This is a genomic window from Butyrivibrio sp. XPD2006 (genome assembly GCF_000420865.1).
GTDB lineage: Bacteria > Bacillota > Clostridia > Lachnospirales > Lachnospiraceae > Butyrivibrio.
The window spans coordinates 107,305-128,040 of the sequence record NZ_ATVT01000011.1 but is presented as its reverse complement, the minus strand read 5'-3'; the positions used below and the strand labels follow the sequence as shown (position 1 = coordinate 128,040).

The 20,736-nt window shown below is 42.5% G+C and carries 20 protein-coding genes; 2 read left to right on the top strand and 18 right to left on the bottom strand.

All coding sequences use genetic code 11. The features are described 5' to 3' along the window. Positions 1-85: 85 nt before the first annotated feature. The gene (locus G590_RS0113060) at positions 86-340 is read left to right on the top strand and encodes a hypothetical protein (RefSeq protein WP_022766013.1); all 255 of its coding nucleotides are present in this window, start codon (positions 86-88) and stop codon (positions 338-340) included. Positions 341-578: 238 nt separating this feature from the next. On the opposite strand, the gene G590_RS19545 is transcribed toward G590_RS0113060, so the two are convergent. From G590_RS19545 to G590_RS0112995, 13 genes are all read right to left on the bottom strand, one after another. Beyond that, on the bottom strand, positions 579-884 hold the full coding sequence (locus G590_RS19545) for a competence protein TfoX (protein WP_022766114.1): 306 nt from the start codon (positions 882-884) through the stop codon (positions 579-581). A gap of 39 nt (positions 885-923) precedes the next feature. Continuing rightward, positions 924-1,724, bottom strand: a complete 801-nt coding sequence (locus G590_RS0113050) for a hypothetical protein (protein WP_022766113.1) — start codon at positions 1,722-1,724, stop codon at positions 924-926. A 30-nt stretch (positions 1,725-1,754) separates the two neighbouring features. Next, positions 1,755-2,192: a hypothetical protein gene (locus tag G590_RS19540; protein WP_035763273.1), complete on the bottom strand. Its 438-nt coding sequence runs from the start codon at positions 2,190-2,192 to the stop codon at positions 1,755-1,757. After that, on the bottom strand, positions 2,143-3,822 hold the full coding sequence (locus G590_RS0113040) for a hypothetical protein (RefSeq protein WP_022766111.1): 1,680 nt from the start codon (positions 3,820-3,822) through the stop codon (positions 2,143-2,145). Before G590_RS0113040 ends, G590_RS19540 begins: the two co-directional genes overlap by 50 nt. 26 nt (positions 3,823-3,848) lie before the next feature. After that, positions 3,849-4,892 carry a hypothetical protein gene (locus G590_RS20790; protein WP_022766110.1) on the bottom strand — a complete coding sequence of 348 codons (1,044 nt, stop codon included), beginning with the start codon at positions 4,890-4,892 and terminating at the stop codon, positions 3,849-3,851. A gap of 186 nt (positions 4,893-5,078) precedes the next feature. Beyond that, entirely contained in the window at positions 5,079-6,167 is a 1,089-nt protein-coding gene (locus G590_RS20785; RefSeq protein WP_022766109.1) for an ankyrin repeat domain-containing protein, read from the bottom strand. A gap of 195 nt (positions 6,168-6,362) precedes the next feature. Further along, the gene (locus G590_RS0113020) at positions 6,363-6,701 is read right to left on the bottom strand and encodes a hypothetical protein (protein WP_022766108.1); all 339 of its coding nucleotides are present in this window, start codon (positions 6,699-6,701) and stop codon (positions 6,363-6,365) included. A 66-nt stretch (positions 6,702-6,767) separates the two neighbouring features. Further along, complete coding sequence (locus tag G590_RS0113015) at positions 6,768-7,184, bottom strand: immunity 70 family protein (protein WP_022766107.1); 417 nt, start codon at positions 7,182-7,184, stop codon at positions 6,768-6,770. 214 nt (positions 7,185-7,398) lie between these two features. Beyond that, positions 7,399-9,879, bottom strand: a complete 2,481-nt coding sequence (locus G590_RS20780) for an EAL domain-containing protein (RefSeq protein WP_022766106.1) — start codon at positions 9,877-9,879, stop codon at positions 7,399-7,401. Positions 9,880-9,899: 20 nt separating this feature from the next. After that, entirely contained in the window at positions 9,900-10,172 is a 273-nt protein-coding gene (locus G590_RS21690; protein ID WP_242829785.1) for an AAA family ATPase, read from the bottom strand. Then, complete coding sequence (locus G590_RS21685; RefSeq protein ID WP_242829784.1) at positions 10,156-10,356, bottom strand: hypothetical protein; 201 nt, start codon at positions 10,354-10,356, stop codon at positions 10,156-10,158. The genes G590_RS21690 and G590_RS21685 overlap by 17 nt, the downstream gene beginning before the upstream one ends. Positions 10,357-10,530: 174 nt before the next feature. Beyond that, positions 10,531-11,478: an L-lactate dehydrogenase gene (locus tag G590_RS0113000; RefSeq protein ID WP_022766104.1), complete on the bottom strand. Its 948-nt coding sequence runs from the start codon at positions 11,476-11,478 to the stop codon at positions 10,531-10,533. 81 nt (positions 11,479-11,559) lie between these two features. Beyond that, positions 11,560-12,330, bottom strand: coding sequence for an ATP-binding protein (locus tag G590_RS0112995; protein ID WP_022766103.1), 771 nt, complete (start codon positions 12,328-12,330; stop codon positions 11,560-11,562). Positions 12,331-12,437: 107 nt separating this feature from the next. On the opposite strand from G590_RS0112995, the gene G590_RS0112990 reads away from it, so the two are divergent. Beyond that, on the top strand, positions 12,438-13,097 hold the full coding sequence (locus G590_RS0112990; RefSeq protein ID WP_022766102.1) for a Crp/Fnr family transcriptional regulator: 660 nt from the start codon (positions 12,438-12,440) through the stop codon (positions 13,095-13,097). 117 nt (positions 13,098-13,214) lie between these two features. On the opposite strand, the gene G590_RS20775 is transcribed toward G590_RS0112990, so the two are convergent. The 5 genes from G590_RS20775 to G590_RS0112965 all read right to left on the bottom strand — a co-directional run bounded on the left by G590_RS20775 (position 13,215) and on the right by G590_RS0112965 (position 20,575). After that, positions 13,215-13,691 carry a J domain-containing protein gene (locus G590_RS20775; protein WP_022766101.1) on the bottom strand — a complete coding sequence of 159 codons (477 nt, stop codon included), beginning with the start codon at positions 13,689-13,691 and terminating at the stop codon, positions 13,215-13,217. A 20-nt stretch (positions 13,692-13,711) separates the two neighbouring features. Continuing rightward, positions 13,712-14,137: a hypothetical protein gene (locus G590_RS0112980; RefSeq protein WP_155828769.1), complete on the bottom strand. Its 426-nt coding sequence runs from the start codon at positions 14,135-14,137 to the stop codon at positions 13,712-13,714. A 563-nt stretch (positions 14,138-14,700) separates the two neighbouring features. Continuing rightward, on the bottom strand, positions 14,701-14,853 hold the full coding sequence (locus G590_RS21385) for a hypothetical protein (RefSeq protein WP_022766099.1): 153 nt from the start codon (positions 14,851-14,853) through the stop codon (positions 14,701-14,703). A gap of 15 nt (positions 14,854-14,868) precedes the next feature. Next, entirely contained in the window at positions 14,869-15,345 is a 477-nt protein-coding gene (locus G590_RS0112970) for an RpiB/LacA/LacB family sugar-phosphate isomerase (protein ID WP_022766098.1), read from the bottom strand. Between the two features lie 268 nt (positions 15,346-15,613). Beyond that, entirely contained in the window at positions 15,614-20,575 is a 4,962-nt protein-coding gene (locus tag G590_RS0112965; RefSeq protein ID WP_022766097.1) for a carbohydrate binding domain-containing protein, read from the bottom strand. Positions 20,576-20,736 lie beyond the last annotated feature (161 nt).

Below are 20,736 nucleotides of genomic sequence, written 5' to 3'. Positions count from 1 at the left end.
AATATTAACTCAACATAAAACAAACCAACACAAATAAGACACATAACAACCCAAAATAGATTGAGAAAAGAGAGAGGTAAAGATTATGAAGACTTTAAAGAAAACAATGGTAGCAATAATGATGTCAGCAATGATGATAAGCGTAACACCTATTACAACATTTGCATGTGAGAGTACACCTGTTGAGATTACAGAAACACAGGATATAAATTATAATAAGTACCATGATCCTGATTATATCGGCTCCGCTGATGATGTTGGCGATAGTATCGCGACTGGTTTTGCAAATGTGTTTGCGTTCTTATACTTTATAATTTTTGGAGTACACACAGTGGGATAAATATTTTAAGTAAGTAACGAGTGTGTAAGTTGAAATAATATACAAATTACCTCTATCTCGCCATTGTGAGATAGAGGTTTTCTTCTGATCATTATCTTCTGAGTTAATTATCTAAGAAAATATCCACCAAAACTCATATAGTGTATCCATTGTCATTTCTGATATTTTTAATCTGTCTGTTTCCAATAAAATATTCATATTTATTTCCTTGCGTAGTTATACTGGAAGTTATTCTATATTAAGATTCTTCCTGTTTCCTGATTACAGCGGTATCTTGAATCGCCATGGGCAGCCACTCTGCATTCACATAGTCGAGTGGGATTACTAACTCCTGTATCTTGTCCTCTGGAGTAGGTCGCTTTATATCATCAGGCAAATAATCAAGACCCACTTCGCGCAGGCTTAGGACACTGTCATGAATCCATCCAACCGCCTGACCATCACAGTATAGACAGTAACAACCAAACATTTTCTTTGTTTTCACATCTAATTCACTTAGATGATCCAACCATTCGGCAAGGATCTCTTTTTCTTCGTATGCCATCCCCAACCTCCTTAGAGTTAATCTTTTGAAACTTGTAAACTATTCTTTTCTTTTTTTGCCCTTATCAGCGTAGACTTTGAAATTCCTGTCCTTCCATTCAAGTGAATCATATTGCTCACTCTGGAGTACCAATTTGCAATCGAATTTAATCTGATCTCTATCGTATTCATTAAGCCAAATATTAAGTATTGATTCTAGCGGTGCTATAGTTCCTTTCCAAGCTCCGAAGACTGTGAGATATTGACCACCACTGTTTACCAAATAACAGTTTACCTTCTCACATCCAAGGAGAGTCACTGCGTAAAATGCAGCGATTTCTATCAGCCTTTCTCTTACTTTTTCAAAGGGTAGTTCTCTGGATGATTCAACCATTTCTTTTATCAGACACAATTTGTCCATGAATGACATGTCACTATCAACTTGTTTTTTCTTGCAGAAATCCTCTGCAAGCCTCTCGTAATTGTTCAGCAGATAAAGCTGCTCCTCTGCAGTAAACTTGGGTCTTGCAGCTTCTTTTCTGGCTGCTTCTTCCATTAAAGGATAGCCTTTATCACGAAGTATTTCCGCAAATTCAAATATTACTTTCTTAAAAGATTCTGTATCGCTACTGTCAAAGGAGCGTTCCTCAAATATCCCGCATGCTGATAATTCTAACTTGTCAAAAAAAGTATCAAGATCAATATCAAAACTTAAAGTATACCCATCATCATACTCTTTTTCATAACAAGCCAGCGTTCTCTTGCTTATACCTGAAGGTCCAAGATGTCCCGACTTAAAGCCATTCTTCTCAGCATCCGGTCCTAATATTTTTTTAATAATTTTCTTATACTGTATTGCCATATCAGCCCTCATCGAATAACTATTAAAGCTTTAAGTCCTATAAATCCTAATCACATCATTAGGCTGAGAGTCCAATACCAATCCAAGTCCGAAAACACCCGTAGATGTTATCTTATAACTAGATCCGTTTGCATCAGTAAACCTAGCGATAGTTCTTTCCTTCGCGGACCTTCCAGTAATCTTTACATCACAATCCATCGAAAACTCTAAAGGCGAAATAGCCTCTTCAGGTATTGTCATCAGATCTATCTGTTTCTTTACCTTCTCAGCATCCGTGCATTCATAAACTACAGTCTCAGTGTTATCGTATAAAAGCATCTCTTTTTCACCGGGACATATGAACAAAAACCTTGAGTTCTCGCCAGGTCCCCATGCTTCGAACGGATATGAGTATTCATATATCCTCTTAAGTGTTGGCTCAGTGTCTTTTACCAGCTTTCTTTTTGACAGTATTAGGTTGCTTCGCATGTCCGAGCTGAAACTTCTGCAGTTTTATCACTGAATCTGCTTTATAGTTGTAGGGCATGGTCCAGTGGTACTTGGAGGTAATCAGAAACAGATTTCCCTTTCCGTCCTGCCAGTAGGAGATGATAATCCCGCCACAAGAGACGCTGTAGAGGATATTGAGATCCATATCCAAAACATAGATGGTCTTTTCTGCAAAAATCAGGATAAGGTCTTTCCCCGTTGAATCTTTAGTAACAATGCAGGTTGAGAACTTTCTCTTGAGCTTAGTGTCAAGATTTCCGATAGGTCTGTACTCTTTCTTATCCAGATCAATGCAGTATCCGTTTGCGATTATGACATTCTTCTCTTCTATGAAGGTATACTCGCCAAACATTGAGTTGAAATCAATCGATACGGTCTTAGGAATTCTGATAGTATTTTTCAGATTCCCGTCATAGTCAAAAAAATCTACTCGTATAGCGTGCCTGGCTGTACGAGAATCTATTTCTCCGCCAAGTCTGATCAGGTAGTTATCAGTAGGATACAGGCGACTCCCAAACTCCACATACAGAACATTCTCCTTACTAAAATCTTCATAGTCCGGATGATACTCCACCTGGTCCTCTGCAACAACTTCGCCTGTTAAATCCGTTGAATAATACTTCGTCCTATCACGCCAAAACTCTGCATATCCTTTTGGCGTAAGGCGTCTCGGCAAATCAGCATATGTCAAAATTTCATTAACCAGCGGAGCAAGGGTATCTTTTGAAGGAAACATCTCATTTTTATATTTCTCAACATTATCGCACCACTTGGTATATTGAGTTTCTACATAATCATAAATGCAGATATCCTCTGCCCTGTTGTCACGCTTTGGGACACACCTGATTCCACGGGCATGTCGCGCTCCCGACAGCTTTACCAGATCATACCTGTATTCATGGCACTTCTCAAATCTGGGTTCAGGTCCCTGAATAAGCTGGTATACATGACCGTGACCATAGTCAACACTGCCATCTTCCTCTGGCTCAATGGTCGTAAAACAATTGTAATAACGCCCTCCGCATCTAATGCCCTTTATCTCCTGCAGAACCTCAGGTGTCTTTTTGATAGTTTTATCAGGTTTTTCAGCTTTCTTGGCCTTCGAGAGCTCTTTTAACAATGCGTCCTTATCCGGAATGCTGACATTCCCGTTCTGCTCGTTATACATAAATCCATCCAGATACAGTGGCAATCCGCTTAGCGCACTGATCCTTCCAATGGACTCAGCAGCGTCCATGTCGGTTCCCATGAGCATTCTAAAAACCTTTGCTGATGCGTTATCCAGTAAAAGAGCCTTGACCATGGTCGGAATACCCTTCTTAACTGACATTCCGCCATCGGTCTGGTAATATGCTTTTCTTGAACCATTTATATAGATTTCGAAAACAAGCTCCGAATCGTCGAAGTAATTTGTATAAACAGCCGTTGTACCAAGTTCTTTGGAAAGCTTCTTTGCCTGCTTAAGCATTCCAAGGAAATCGTAGCCTTCCCCGTCGTTCAGGATGGTATCCCATCCCTCAACAATGTTCTTAGAGCAAAATCCTTTTTCAAGCACATATTCTGCTCCATAAGGATTGTACAGATTAATGTTACTTAATTTTGTACCCATATACTTCCTGCCTAATATAATCGATTTCAGCAATACTCACTGCTATTGATCCAGGATACCTGTCCTTCCATCGGATTGCTCAAAGGAATTCCAACAATGCGAAGACTCTCTGGATTCTCCGTATTCCCTTTGGGAGTACAGCACACGCTGATTTCTCTGTCAAAGCCCAGGTTTATTTGTTTAACCAGCGGAAGATTCTCATTTACAGCAGGTGGGAGTTGAAAATACGGATCTTTCCAAACATAGCATTTTTCACCGCCCATCAACTCGGACTCTTGCAGTTCTATCGGATGATGCTTATCATCATAAAACAGCGAAACGTCTTCAAAAATGATCTCTCCTTTTTCTACACACTCGCCCATGAAAATGAACTTAAGTCCTTTTGCCTTATCTCCAGTATTAATGAATGAAACTCTTAAGAATTCTCCTATCTTTATTGGTGGTGCGTTATATGAATGCAACTGTAATTTTGGCGGTTTTATTTTCCCTTCAGGAGCAGAGAATTCCATTCTGGTTATCTTTCCATCAAGAAGCTCCTCTCCGCCACATCCAAGCATAGTCTGCTGCGGCTGCATCCCGATCATTTCAGCGATTTCTTCGAAAGCCTCTTCTGCACACGCGTGATCCTTCTTTATAGTAGCCTTTAATCCTTCGGTATCTTTAACCAGCTTTTTCCATGGTGCAACCTTAGTTCTGCGTATCAATGGGTCATAGCTTTTGCCCACATTGATCCAGCCATCTGTGTTATCTACGGAATTTAAAAGCGCAAGCCGGAGATAATCCGAATCAAAACATGTAGCAGCAATAACATCCGTATTAAATGCCAAAGAAAGTGGATCTGTATAAGTTCTGATAGCCTCTTCTGAATCAAACATAAATGCATCAGATGCTATAGATACCCATGAACCCTCACCAGGTTCATAGATCATTACAGAAACATCCCCATCAGACCCTTCCGGCAAAAGAGAAAATCCCCGTATTTTCAGTATGCCACTCAGTTCATTTTTTAATGTCTCCAGGTCATACTTATCACTTTTTAAAATATGCAAATTGTCAAAAAAAGCCCCCATTTGTTTCTTCCTTCTCCCTATTTTATCCTTTTCCCCAAAGGTACCTTAAAATCATATCAAAAAAATATGTGAAAAATGTGATAAAAGCACAATGTTCTTATCATTGTACCATTTGAATATACTTATATATATTCGTCCTTCCTCTGGGCCATTGTACTCTGCTCCTTTTATCGTCCGTTTACTGATTCAGCCCTTTCCCATAAACTTTTCAAATTCCTTAACAGCCTGTTCATCATTAAGCTTTTTGAATATTTCAAGTTCTTCATCCTCAGACATTCCTTCCCTCACATAAACATTGAGGTTTAATCCGGGATAAATAGAATACTCCTCAGACTGTTTTATCTTCATCATTACATTGATGCAGGTATCAATGATTCTTTTTTTGTGCTCTTCATACATATCCTCATAAAGATCTTCGTCTTCTCCGCACCATTTTTCAACAAGTTCATAATGATACGCCAGATCATCAGATAAATCTTCTATTTTTTCCCAGATTCCCCAGTCTTCCTCGCTATATTTATAATCGTTTAGTGAAAAGGAGCCTTTCTGGGCGCACTCATTCAGATAGGAATAGGAATTTGCAAGTATATTAATAAAAGAGGTGAACTCCGACTCATATTTAATTGAAAAAGCATATATATCATCTCTTCTGTCACTATACTTTTTCATTACTTCACGCATTTTTGCGTATAGTCTTTCTTCAAAAGAGCCATAGTCAAATTCAGGCTTTTTTGACGAGTCTACAACAACTTCTCTTTTTTTCTTTTCGACAGGAGGCTCTTTTCCAAGTTGCTCAGATAAGTAGCTAAGTATTTCTGTCTTTGCATAATGGCTGGCATATTCACAAGCATCCATCTGCTTACCGCCAATTGTATACTTTGGAGAAAGATCAATTCCTTTCTCAACCAAATACTTAACAACATCCAGGTGCCTTTCACAAATGGCTGCAAATAAAGGATTCTCGTCAAAGGTATCCACATATAGCTTGCATCCGTTTTCATATAATAGTTTTACTATATCCAGATATCCTCTATATGCTGCAGAGGTCAGCGCTGTACTATTACGATAACCGGCTTTTTTATTTACATCTATTCCATTGTCCACAAGATATTTGGCAATTTCATAACTTCCAAATATCGCAGCATCATGCAGAAATGTTCCAAAAAAAGTAACAACTTCCAACGTATCGCTGTTTTCACTCGCCATTCGTTTGAAATCATCGACTCGGTTTTCCTGAATCGCCATCCTTATTTCTTTAATTGTTTCTTTATCCATTTTTTGCTCCTTACAATCAAGTCTATGGTTTTCTAGAATCCTTTTGCTAATTCTGCCATATCTTTCAAGAATTCAACAATTTGTTCATAGGAACCACCCATATCATCTATTGCCTTTAATCCATTAACAATTCTTTCCAAAGCTTCCGTAGTATGGCGTCCTGCTATATTAGGTGCCCATGTACTGTTTTGTAAGTTACTTTTCTGCTTCCAGCTTTTTCAGGATCTCTTCAAGTTCTTCTTTTTCAAAATAATCCTGATTGCTTGGAATCTTTAATAAGAGCTTCGGATTATTTCTTAAAAACTCTCTTTTTGCCTCACGAACCTCATCCTCCTTAGGAAGCCACCTGCCATTTTTACAAAAGAACATGACCTCGTTTGCATCCTTTTCAGACTTTTTAAGTCTCTCAAATAACTCCTGGGTAATATCATAATATTTAATGGTTCCTTCAATACCCTCTGCCCAGCATATTTTCATTTTTCCATCAATTTCAACCACAGCATATCCAGTTCCTTGATATAATACGTTTTCCATTATTTCACCTTAATATACCTTTCTCATCCGATTCCTCCACTGACATACATTTATCATTAAGCAACATCATAAGCTCGAAATATGTACATCCTCATTAATCTGCAGTCCCATTTCAAATGCATCCCTGATAGTCGTTATAAGATCTTCACCATCACTGGTCACAAAATAATTTGATAAATCAGTTATATCAGTACTGATATTGCTTCCCCATGGTGGCTGTTTTGAAATATCTTCAATATCCAAAATGACCTTATCTGGAGGCAGCTTCTTTAGTCCCTCTGTTATAACATCTAATTCAGATAAAGCCTCAGTAATTCTGGCATTCTTTAATTCACCATCATAGAAGTCTTTCATAAATACAGGAAATCGGCTTCCCCAACTACCACCTTCAAGATTGAAAGCAATAGTTGAAAAAAAGGAATGGAAAAAATCTCCTGTACCAATCTGATACCAATAAAAATCTACTGTTATCCCAACTGCCATCTATTTTTCTCCTTATTTAATCTTAAATATTACTTTTATACCACCATTAGTTCTTTTTAATAATTCTTGTTCTATTTCCTTAAGTGCCTTATCGTGTAATCTGTGGGTATGATAAAGAGCCACAGCCCATGGATGAAAAATCCATGAACTGCAACTCTTATTAGCTCTTTTGTTCACCATAATTGATCCGAATTATCGGTTACTACGTTTTATCTTATTTCCCATTCAGCTGCTCAAGTGCCATCTGGTACATGGATTCATCCGTAACTCCTTCTTCTGTCCTGAGTACGCTGGCAGAAGCCATTCTGATTGTTACGCTGTTGCCACCAACTGAATTGATCTCTTCTATATGCTCTTTTAACTGTAGCTCCAGCTCTTTTAGCTTATCTTTTGAATCGACGTAAATGATAACTCCAAAGTACGCCTCCTTGGGCCTACCGGCTACAGCGCGCTGACCAATGACATCGATAATTTTTTCTCCGATCTCCCTGAGCACTTTGGATGCAAATTTGGCGCCAAAGGTTTCTTCAATGCGATGATGGTTGGTGCTGTGGAGAAGGATGAGCCCGTAGTCCTTGCCGTTTTCGTTAAACTGCATGGCATAATCAATCATGGTGCTCATGAAGAACTTGTTGTTCATGAGTCTTGTAGCGGTATCCAGCTTGGAGGGGCTGATGAGCTTCTGAACTCTGTACAGCTCCTGGTCGGCATCCGCAAAGCTGCCTACAAGGCCGACAATTTCCCCCTTGTCATAGATGGGCATTTTGTTGCAGATGATGTTGTGTACAACTCCGTTTACTATGCATTGGCCAGGGGCGTTAAATACAACTTTCCCTGAGCTTAGAACATCAAGCTCGTCACCCTTATAAGGGCCGTCGTCCACATGCCAGTGCATTTCCTCATCATTCTTGCCGATTATGTCGTCAAGAGACCTGATCTCGTAAAAATCGAGAAATGACTGACTTACACCCAGAAAGCGCCTGTTCTTGTCCTTCCAGAAAAGCTTCTGGGATGAGTTTTGTATAAGAGTCTCCCAAAGTCTTGCGCGGTCAAAGGCCTCCTTGTTGACCTTTTCATCATCGACCTGCATACTTTTGTAGTTTACTTTATCAAGCGCGCGTGCAAGGTCATCAGAGATGAGATTGACGGTAAACAGGAACTCTCTGCCTTTGGAACCGGCAATTGAAAGAAGTGAATACTCACGCCACTTGTATGAACCGTCAGCCTGCCTGGTCCTGTAAGGGTGTTTGATGAATCCCGGACCGGTTTTTAATTCCTCCGGAACGACGCTTGCCTGGTGAGTAAAATCCAAAAAAGATTTCCTCTCGGTCGGGAAGATATATTTTTCGGCAAAAGCCTTACAGACTTCTACCAGACCTTTTTCATGGACCGGCACGCTGTCACTGTAGCTATAGCCTCCAAGAAGCGGATATATTATGTTCTCCTTGGGGTTGACAAAAAGAACCATTTCATAGAGATTATTGAGTTCTCTAAGCCGCAGGTCCAGCGTATTTCTCTCAGTAGTATTCTGATCCACTGAAATGTTTGTAATAGAAGCCTTAAAAAGGTATCGTCCTGCGTGCTCTGCCAAATATTCAGCCTTTAACAGGTAGTAGTTGCCCTTCAGGGTGTAATAAAAGCTCTCTTTGGCCTTGCTCTTAATTGCTGTCTCGATGAACTGATGGTATTTGGCCATCATGGGCGACGACGGATTGTAAAGAATCTTATCTATCAGCGAAAGATCGTCTTCCCTGATGGATATCTGTTGCTTGAACGACTCATTCATAAAAAGAGTGTGCAGAGAGGTGCCGTCGTACTCGATTATTTCAAGAGGTCTGTCGAGGTCGACCATGGAAAGGCAGGCTGTCTCGTAGTAACTGCGCCATTGCCTCTCTTCAATTGTTATTCCCTTTTCCTCGATGCCGGAGAGCATGTCATCATAAGGCTGTGGCTTGCCATAATAGTAGCCCTGAAGCTTGCCGCAGCCTATTGAGGTCAGAAATTCAATCTGCTCCCTGGTTTCCACACCTTCACTCAGGGTCTTTACCCCTATGTGCTTGGCCATATTGATGGTTGAGTTGAGAATTATCTTGGACTTTTCTGTCATGGTGGACAAAAAGCGCATATCCATCTTAAGGAGGTCAAACTGATAGTCTTGCAGCAGTGTAAGGGAGGAGTAGCCGCTTCCGAAATCATCCATCCAGATCTCATAGCCGCGTTTTCTGAAGCTCTCGATGACTTTAGTCATAAGATCTTCATCCTTGGCGATCATGCTCTCTGTAATCTCGATGTGCAGATAGTCCCTTGGAATATTGTATTTTCCGACTGTTTTCTCAACAAGCTCAAGCATGTCACATTTTATAAAGTCAAGTCTTGAGAAGTTGATCGAGACAGGAAAAGTCGGCCTGCCGCTTTCAAGATGTTCGTGAATGTCGCTGCAGACTTTTTCTACCATGAAGCAGTCAAGCTTATGGATGAGTTCATGTTCCTCGAGGGCTCCTATGAATTTATCAGGGGAAAGAAATCCGATATTGGGGTCAATCCATCTTGCGAGGGATTCCGCACCACAAAGCTGCCCTGTAAGAGACCTTACAACCGGCTGGTAATAGACCTTAATCCATTGATTGGAAATGGCGTCATCAATGCTGGAAATTACATAATTGTAAACTTCTGTCTTATTGGTGATGTCAATCATAAACTGTACCTTTGGTGTATTTAACGGGCCACTTTCATTATAGCAATATACTTAACAATTTTCATCATTAAGTATATTCTAATGCAGCATACAGTTTTATATAAAAACTCTTCAAAATCCATTCCATTCATTTTAATGTAGTCTACATACCCTACCGGATATGAGGATGCTCTTTTGTAATCAATCCCAAGCAATGATCCTGAAGCTATAACGTCGTATCTATTGTCTGTTGCCCAGAATTTCAGGGAAGTGATTGCTTCCTGGCACTCCTGTATTTCATCTAAAAAGATCAAGCACTTTCCGGGAAGTATCTTCTTTTCCGGAAATCGGAACCTCATTGCCATTATCATTGAATCTACTGACAAATCTCTCAATCGAATATGTTTTTCCGACCTGCCTTGCCCCCTGTACGACGAGGCATTTCCTATCTTTTAATGTGCTCCATTTTTTGAGTTTTTCAGATATCTTTCTTCTCATCGCTACCCTCTATCAACATTTTGGAATATAATTCAGTACCTTATATCAACATTTTAGAATATTAAAATGTAGTTGCCATCAACATTTTGCAAATCATGCAATAAAAAAATTAGGGAACTTCAAACTAATAAGTTCCCTAATGCCCAGAAATATTTACGCACCCTTTCTTGAGTTTCAAAGCGATTCGTTAATTACTGCTTTCAGAGTCTCCGACGACTTCATCAATGCCTCTTTTTCCTGCTCACTAAGTCTGATCGGCACAGAACCTTCAACGCCACCTCTTCCGACAATTGCAGGCATACTGAGTGCAACTCCATCAATGCCGTTTTCACCATGCTGCATGCTCGATATAGGCAAAACTGATTTTTCATCACGTATTATAGCCTCACAGATACGTCTTACACTCATGGCAATTCCGTAATAGGTCGCACCTTTTTTTTCAATGATCTCATAGGCACTGTTCTTAACATTTTCAGCAATCTCTTTCATGGCTTTTTCATGTTCGAAATGCCCCCTCATCTCACAGAAATCGTGAATTGGAATCCCAGAAACATTTGCACTGCTCCATGCTGCAATCTCACTGTCCCCATGCTCGCCTATAATAAATGCATGCACTGAACGGCTGTCCACACTCAAATGTTCCCCCAGAAGATATTTGAATCTGGCTGTATCAAGAACTGTTCCCGAACCAAACACCCTGTTTTCAGGGAATCCACTGAACCTGACTGCGGCATATGTAAGAATATCTACCGGATTCGCCACGATAAGAAGTATTCCATCTTTGTTGTACTTTGCAATCTCAGGAATAATAGACTTAAAGATACCTACATTCTTTTTAACAAGATCAAGCCTGGTCTCGCCGGGTTTCTGTCCCGCACCTGCTGTAACAACCACAACTGCAGCATCCCCTGCGTCCTGATAATCACCGGCATATATCTGCATTGGCTTTGCAAAAGGAAGTCCGTGACTGATATCAAGCGCTTCCCCCTCAGCCTTCTCTTTATTCACATCTATCAGCACCATCTCGGAAAAAAGCCCGCTTTCCATAAGGGCAAATGCTGATGCCGAACCAACAAATCCACAACCTACTACTGCTACTTTTCTTTCGTTTAATGTTGCCATAGTGTGCCTCCTTTTCTTTCATTATACTAAGTATAAACTCACTTATCTGAACCTTACGCAAAAAAATGTTTATTGGGAAATTTAATCAAGTACCTCTCCGTTACGAGAGATGGTTACAACCTGCCAGGGAAGGAACTTTCCACTGTTCTTAATAGCATTCTCTGCGGCCCTCTGCAGTCCTCCGCAGCATGGAACTTCCATCCTTACTATGGTCACGCTGACGATATCATTATTTGATATGATTTCTGTCAGTTTTTCTGTGTAGTCGCCATCATCCAGCTTTGGACATCCTATCATTGTAACTTTGCCCTTCATAAATTCCTCATGCATGTTTGCATAGGCGTATGCTGTACAGTCAGCTGCAATGAGGAGCTTGGCCCCATTATAAAAATCTGCCTGCGTCGGCAAAAGTTTTATCTGACATGGCCATTGCATTAATCTTGATGGATGAGTGCTCATTCTTGAAATCATGTCCTGACTGAGATCATTCTCTTCCTGGTTACCGCTCTTGAGCATCATAAACCTTGACCCCGGGCATCCATGCCCGGCGGCATGTTGTTCCATTTCATTCATCATCTTGTTCTCGCACTGATGCATATCTTTTACCATTCCTTTCTTTTCCTGCGCTTCCTTTACTGCTGCTTCATCATAAGCAGGCGCTTCCCTTTCTTCAAAAGAGATTGCTCCCATAGGACATCCCGGTAAGCAGTCGCCAAATCCATCGCAAAAGTTCTCTCTTACCAGCTTTGCTTTTCCGTTCACAATATCAATAGCACCTTCGTGGCAGGCACTGGCACAAATACCACATCCATTGCACTTTTCTTCGTCGATCTTTATTATCTTTCTTACCATCTTTAAACCTCTCTGTTCTTAGCTTTAACCTTGTTCTGATGGTGTCAGTATAATATACTATTCATAGTATGTATGTTGTTTAAACCACATTTCAGGAGATATTTTTTATGAATCTTGAAAGTATAGAAAAAAGCAGACTGTTCCAGGGAATGACAGCAAAAGAACTATCCTCGTGCCTTGACTTCCTGGGTGCAAAGGAAAAGAGATTCCGAAAAGATGATGTGATTCTCCACGCCGGAGAACAGACTTCCCAAATAGGCATGGTGCTTTCCGGTAGTGTTACTGTTGAAAGCAACGACATCTGGGGCAACCGTACTGTATTAAGCCATGTTGGAAAGAACCAGTACTTTGCCGAGACCTATGCTCTTCTTGGTGAAGTCCTTTTGGTTGATGTAAGAGCAAATGAGGAAAGCCGCATTCTCTTTTGCAATATAAAGAACCTTCTTGAAGATAGCAAAAAGAGCTCTCCCTGGAAGGAAAAGCTCCTTAAAAATATACTTATCATCTCATCACAGAAGAACCTTGTCCTCTCCGGACGTAGCTTTTATACTTCTTCCAAGAGCTGCCGCGGACGCCTCCTGTCATATCTCAATGCCATTGCACTGCAGTCTGACTCCAGAGAATTTGATATTCCATTCAACAGACAACAGCTTGCTGATTATCTGAACCTTGAGCGCACCAATATGTCAAAAGAACTCTCACGCATGCAAGATGAAGGGCTTATAGAGTATAGGAAAAGTCATTTCAGACTACTTAAGACTGATTAGCTAGTATATGCATCTTCTGCAACGTTGTGGTTTTCCAGGCAGTCGTATTGATCATGCCTGTCCTGACGATAAAACTCCTCCTAGTCCTTAGACTCTCTCCTTAATGCTTACCTTGTATCAGAAGAACAAAAACATCCTGAAAAACATCGACAGGATCTGCAGGATGATAAACCACCTGAAGATCTTTCCAAGAACAGAAACGCCATATACCGGAGTCCTGTTCCATCCGGTCCGGTTGTTCCAGGTATTCCAGCTCTCTTCCGGTCTGTTATACCCTCTGCCAAAATCCTGGCTGCTCCACTGCCAGTATGTTCCATACTGTTCAAAAGGAGTCTCCTCTTTCTCGGCGTAGGTACGCTCCTCGGTATAAGTACGCTCCTCGGTATATGTATGCGCCTGTCTGTATCTCTCAGCACCCGGTTTTGTAAGGATATCATAAGCTGCATTTATCTCATTCATCTTTTCGGCAGCTGCAGCGTTGCCTGGATTTAAGTCCGGGTGATACTTTTTCGCAAGCGTTCTATATGCTTTTTTGATCTCTTCTTCTGAAGCCCCCGGGGCTACCCCAAGAACCTTGTAGGGATCCATCATCATAACATTGTCCTCCAGACCGGTCAGGTCTTTTTAATGAATCTTTCGTTGCACTTAGGGCATCTGATCTCGATCCTGCCCTTTCCTTTTGGTACTCTTATCTGCTGGTGGCAGCTCTTGCAGATATAATATCTGCTAACTTTTCTGTCACGCCACTGAAGTTTAGCAAGCTTTGCATATTTTCTTGGAACTGTGGTCATATCAAGGAACTTCTGATTTTCAGCGTATCTTTTAGGTATATTTCTTGAATAGACCCTGAAGCAGGAATAAGAAAAGAATATAAGCCATAAAAGATATACTATACTGCTTTGCACAAACAGGTTTATTACCAGTAGAAAGATCGCTATCCAGTTGCATGTACGCGCAAGCGCATCCAGCCCGTTACGGCCATACATAAACTGTGCCATCCTATAATACATCTGATTTCCAAATTGTCTAATCTTGTCCATATCGTTAACCTCTTTTTTCATCAGTGGCATCGACTTTCCTGGCAATGCCCCCTACTTGTATCATTCTATTCTCCCTCAAAGTATTTTTACATACCCACAACGGCAAAAAGTGATGTCTTATTTCTCTTTATGATACGGTCCTAACCTTAAAGCAACTTTAAAACCACACACATTAAAGAAGGCTGCCCAGATGGTTCAACCCGCCTGCTACAGCGTAGACGAGAACGGAATACTATCATACACCATACGCCCGGTGTATTTCTTCTGAAATAAGCAACAAAAAAGAACTCCTGCCGCAATGCAGCAAGAGTTCTGATTTTTAGATATCCCTTTTTACAACTTACCAGCTCCACTTATAGTTCGGACAATCATCAGGTGTTTTATTTGAAAGCACGTTACGATGTTCACACGGCAAAGTTCTGCATTCGCTGCATCTATAACCGGTATGATTTCCGTAGCGCTTTCTGCATTCCAGTGAGCAGAATATGTGCCCGGACTTTTTTGCGACAAATTCTCTTCCACAATTTATACATAGCTTTTTAACGTTGCTGCCCATAGACCACCTATAACCTTTCCTTTAACAGCACATCATGTATAGCCCTTGCCAGAGCCTCATCCGGCGCTTTCTTTAAGGCTTCTGCAGTCGGATTTTTCTTTACCTTTATATCCTGCTTCTTGCTCTCCGCCGGCAGCTTTTTATCCTGATTTTCACTCATAAGCAGTAATCCCTCTTAAAGCTCTTTTACCGGAACGCAGTGCTTATCGTTGATCTCACAGACTTTCTGCACTCTTCGTCTGTACTTCTCTTCCATAAGTGGCTCCGTGGTCAGCCATGTCTTAACAACCTCCATGGCCATCAGTCCGCCAATTATCTTGGCTCCCAGGCACAGGATGTTGGAGTCGGTGTGCTGCCTTGCAAGCGTTGCGCACAAAGGATCCTGACACACAGCCGCGTAGCAACCGTTTATCTTGTTCGCTATCAGAGCGCTTCCATAGCCGACGCCATCGCAGAAAATACCACGGTCGCACTCTCCCTTGGCAACTGCAAGTGCCGCAGGGTATACGAAATCGGACAAATCACAAGACTTATCATAATATGTGCCAAAATCTTCTACTTCATAACCTTGAGAAATAAGATATGCTTTGATTTCTTCCTTCATCTGTGTTCCGGCATGATCATTTGCCATTGCGATTTTCATCTTTTCCATTTTGTATAATCCCCCTTTCATTCACTAACTATATATTACTATATTACGTGAGCTATCGTTCTTAAAATTGTATTAAGGCGTTGCGCAAAAAACATTTGTGCACAATTAGATTTTATCTTATAATGTTTTACAAAAAAGGATAGAGCGTAGCTGCTCTATCCTTTAATTATTTCTTAATCAAGCAGAAAGTCTTTTACCTTCTCCATAATCCACTGTGTCATTTCTTTCAACTGATGATACTATTATATGTCCATCAGTTGAAAATTTTCTATCTAATTCTCTTTCTTATAATGAATACTGCTAATGCAATGATCATCAGAACTGCTAATGTACTTACCGGAATTATAGGAAAAGAGCTTCCTTCCGGCTCAACGTTATTGAATGAAGCCTCAGGTACTTCTTCCTCTTGGATATTGGTTCCCTCAATTGCATCAGCTTTCTCCTCAGAATTCTGCACGTTTTCCTGCATATTGGTCTCTTCAGCCAATTCTTCATCTGTTGTAGATGCCTCGTCTACTGACTCTGCCATCGCTACAGGTTCATCTTCTATAGAAGCCTGACTTGTACTCGGATTTGTGCTTGGCTTCGTGTTTGGCTTTGTGCTTAGCTTCATGCCTGCCTTTGAACTCTGCTGCGAGTCTTGCTTCCGGTCCTGAGTAGCTGGTGCAACCTTGTCTGATGCCTGATCATTAGCAGAAGCCTTAGTAGATGCCTGTGCATCTGTCACCTGAGCAGGTTGTGTCTGGGTAGGCTGTGCTTGAGTAGGCGCTGCCTGGGGTGCACTCTCCTGCCCGTTACCGGAACTTGTGCTTCCGCTGTCTTCTCCTGTATTTCCTGTATTGTTGGAACCTCCTGTGTTTCCTGTATCACCGGACTCTCCGGAAGCTCCTGTTTCTCCAACATTACTAGAGTCCTGACCTTCGCTGCCGGCAGCACTTCCACTTCCTTCGCTTCCGCCTGCTTCCTGACCTCCTTCAGATCCCTGACTTCCTTCAGATTCCTGATTGCCTTCAGCTTCTTCATTTCCGCCGGGCTCTTCACCGCCTTCAGGCTCCTCACTCTCTAGGCTCTTCATGAGATACAGCTTCACATCTCCGACGGCAAAAGTAACTCCATTGGCGTCAACAGGCGCATTCACATAATACCTCACCGTAACCGTGTTATTCTCAACAGTGATCTTCTCCCCCAGGAGCTGATCCTCCACAATCTGGTCGGCAGTATCGATCGGCAAAGATCTTACTTCATTATCCCCGGACACCAGCGCCATTACTGCGCTGTTCATGTTGCTCTTTACCTTTATGTCATTTGATAGCGCATATACTCCATTTGGAATATCCGTAACGGTATAAGAAAACTCAGCTTCATAGCCATCCTGAGACCAGGCCACCAGCCTTCCGCTCTCAAGCCATGGAGAAAATCCCTCAAAAGTCCAGCCTTCCACGCCTTTCTCTTCGAAGTCCCAGCTCCAGATGATATTGTCATACTTTTCTTCTTCCGGACCGTCATTGGCTTCAAGGTTAAGCTTTACGGTGTACTGCGCACTCTCTGCCACTGCTTCACCGTCAGGATAGTAGATTCCTGCCTTAAGGCCGAGTGCATCCGTGTTATAAAGCCCTAAATCCTCAGTGAGCTCATAGCTCCACTTTCCGTCAGCGTCTACAGGCACGTTAAACTTCTTATCCCCCACCGTTACAGTCACGTACTCCACATAAGATGCACTACCGCCAATACTGTATGGGAATTCTGTAATCTCATCAGCCGGCTCATCCATGTAAATTCCGGCGCCTGACGCCAGATCCTCAGCGAAATTGGCGCCCTTAAGGTCATCCGCATAAAATGTTCCGCCGGATACCTGTCCGCTCTGGTTTGTATAGATCGACACCGACTTAAGATTCTGCGAACTGTCGATTGGCTGAGGTGTTCCGGACGTTGCCCAATCGGGCTGTATGATCTTGCTAAAGGGCATGTACATGATCATCGGGCCCTTACCTGTCATATATCCCGTGTAAGCGTAAGTTGATGTATCAGTCTCCATCTGGACTTTGATCTCGTTACCTGACCCGTCGGAATCAAGATACATCGTAAATCCGTCATATCCGCTGAGGTTCAGCATATCCATAGTCTTGGTTGCTCCGGCATAACCCGTTCCGTTGTAGTCGTAGTCAACCCTGAGCCCATATGAACCCTCGTATTTGTTGCCCGAATCCAGTGACAGATTAAAAATTCCGCCGTTTGTATTTCTTGAATATGCCTGGTTCAGCAGCGTATTTGATCCGCTGTAGCCCTCAAAATCATCCACCTTCGTAGATGAACTTGCATAAACACTGTCAATATAAACTCTGCTGCTTTCTCCGCCAAATGAATACTCCAGTCCGATTCCGTAATTACCTGTATATACATTGGCAGAATCCAGCATTATAGCGCCCTCTGCGCCGGCAGTACCATCATTGTTTGTTATGACAAATTCAGCTCCGTTTACGCTCTCCCAGTTGAAATCGCCGCTCTTGTCAATCGCTAGCTTATTCATCTGCGCAGCGCCGCTCAGAGCTATCTTTTCACTTGCCCAGACTCTGTTATCGTTGTCCCTAAGTCTAATCAGAAGCTCATTGCCGCTTCCGTCAGGCTTCACCCACAGATATATGCTGTCAAACGCGCTGTAGTCTTTGCCTGACAGCTCTTTTGCAAAAGAGATCTCACCTTCCCCGTAGGTTATGCTGTAAGCCGCATTCAGACTCGCATCTGAACCGGTGTAGTACTCTCCGTCTTCTATGGTGTTTGAAGGTGCCGAATCAGCAAGAGGTATCATCTTTCGTCCGCTTGAGATCTCAACAAGCTTAACAAAAACCTGCCCCTGGCTGTCTTCCGGAACTGTAACCCTGATAACTCGCACAGATTCTGAAACGTTAAGGTCTCCGTAAACTACGCTTGTAGCTTCGCCGCCTTCCACGGCAGAGAGCTCTTTTGCCTCCTTAAAGGTCACACCATCAAAGGAATACTCAACTACAGCCCTCTTGCCATCTACCGTCAGTGTGCTCACACGGAAAGCATTGATATCATCACCGGTCTTGTAAACGATTGATCCGCTCTCTACGCCTGATGTAGTAAGGCCTCTCAAAGCGCCCTCACCGGCAAGCGCCAGATTGTCGCTCTTTGAAACATAGTATTTGGGAGCATCTTCTCCGAAAGCAGAATCCTGTATCATTACGTTGGTTCTCACTGCATCCGAAGCAGCCGGATCTCTGTAGGACTCACCATCATTCCTGTAGGTGATCTCAATACTGTCCAGCTTGCAGCTGCTGTTTCCCTGAAGATAAATTCTGCTGTAGTAATAATCGCCGGATGAAAGAACAGAAGATGCGCTATAGAGCGTCGTTCCAGCATCATGATTAAGCTCAGCCTCTTCAAATACGATTCCGTCCTTAGAAACCATGAGCCTTGGCGCTGCACCTTCCGCTACAGCTTCGATTCGCACTTCATCCACAGGAATCCTTGATGAGTACTCGATATAACCTTCTTCTGCACTCTTATTCACGATTGAACTGCTGGAATACTCTATGTTTGCAGAATGATCGCTGCTGTAAGTGCGCCTGATCTCGGTGGGATTCTGGTCGCTTCCGGAAACTGCGATCAGGTCCAGATTGTCTTTTACCACGTGCTTAACATTGTCTACTACCACGATGTTAGACCATGGTCCGACTCCGGATTCATTGCAGGCTCTGATCCTGTAAGAATAGGTAAGTCCATCAATGGCCGTCTCGTCGTGGAAACCTGCGATGCAGTCGTGTGCCTTATCCTCCCAGTTTCTGCCGGAATCATAGATGTAATCCTCTTCACCTGCCACAGTCACGAAAGCATCGGAGTTCTGGTCAGTTACGCTTCCTTCCGCCCTCTGGATCTCGTACCACACGCCACCAACAACGCCTCGCCACTTGATATCACCCACAGATCCTCCGGCAAAAGAGCTGTCGTGGGAAGTGCCGTTTTCTGAATAAAGAAGGGGTGCTTCCTCAGCTTCAGGCGCAGGAATCGGAATATTCTTAGCTTCTTCGTAACTTGAAGCCTTACCGTTAACTATCTGTGCATAGGCATAAATGGAGCGGATTATCTCAGTTTCTCCGTAATAATTTCCCGACTCGAAACCGGGCCAATGGTAGGACGCCCAGTATCCATCCTCATTGTGGAAGTAGAAACCAAATCCATCCTTGTGGGCTCTAAGACTCCACATCATGATTCCGTTGGTGTCATTCTCAATGCCCTTCTGGAATACGTCAATACAGGGCTGCGCTGTGACCTTAGCGCCAAACTCGCCCAGTATAAAAGGCTTTCCTGCATTGTGGGCATCTCTGGTATCATCTTCGCATCTCTGTGCGTAATTACCCTCATAGTAGTGAGCACCAAGGATATCTGCCAGATTATCATCACTTAGAGATTTGGGAGACATGGACATTCTGCCGTCCAGCACCAGATGATTTGAATCGATACTCTTTACGTGGGCAACGACCTCGTTGGTCCATGCACTGAGCTCCTCGTCCCTCTCAACCTGGCTTCTGTTACCTATCTCATTTCCTGTTTCCCAGCACAGGATCGCCGGATCATCCTTGTACATGACCCCTGTAACCGAATTGGTTCTGTTAAGCAGGTGTGTGATCATCTGTTTAAAGAGATCCATACACTTCTCACTGCTGTAGAACCTCCATGCCCAGTCCTGGAATCCCGACTGTGACGGAGCTTTCCCGTCTGACTCCCCCGCAAGCCAGACGTAGCCGTCCATTCCGCCTATCCAGTGCCAGTGATCAACAAAGGGAACTATTACCCTGATCCCGTACTGATTGGCTTTGGCCAGCACATCATCGAGCATGTTCAAAGCATCCTCATTAAAGGTAAGATTGCCCTCGTTATCAACGCCCGTAACATATGCTGTTGCACTGTTTTGCCCGTTGAACACCGGAATTGTGTAGGTCCTTGTTACATTTCCTCCCATTGCCCTGAAGGTCTTCATGGCATTTGCATGTTCCCAGGGTGTATCACTCGTTGCCTGCGGATAGTTCAAAGATATGAACCTCAGCTCATTTTCCCCGTCCATGAGCTTTGTTCCCGACACAGTGATATAATCAGAAAAGCCTGCATTACCCGGTGGCTCAGCAGCTGCAACCGTGTAAGCAGGCATTGCAGATGTGAAAATCAGGCCGGCTGATACAATTAGTGACAAAACTCTTTTCTTCAGCTTCATATAATCCTCCCTTACAAAGTAATTGTTTTGTAAGTTAAATTATATTTACAGGCTAAATTACTACATCTCTTATTCTTGCGTTCTATGTTCTATTCTTGCTAAAACCCCGATTTTCTCTATTTTTACCTAAATACTTTCTCTGTGCTTGTATATTTTTACCT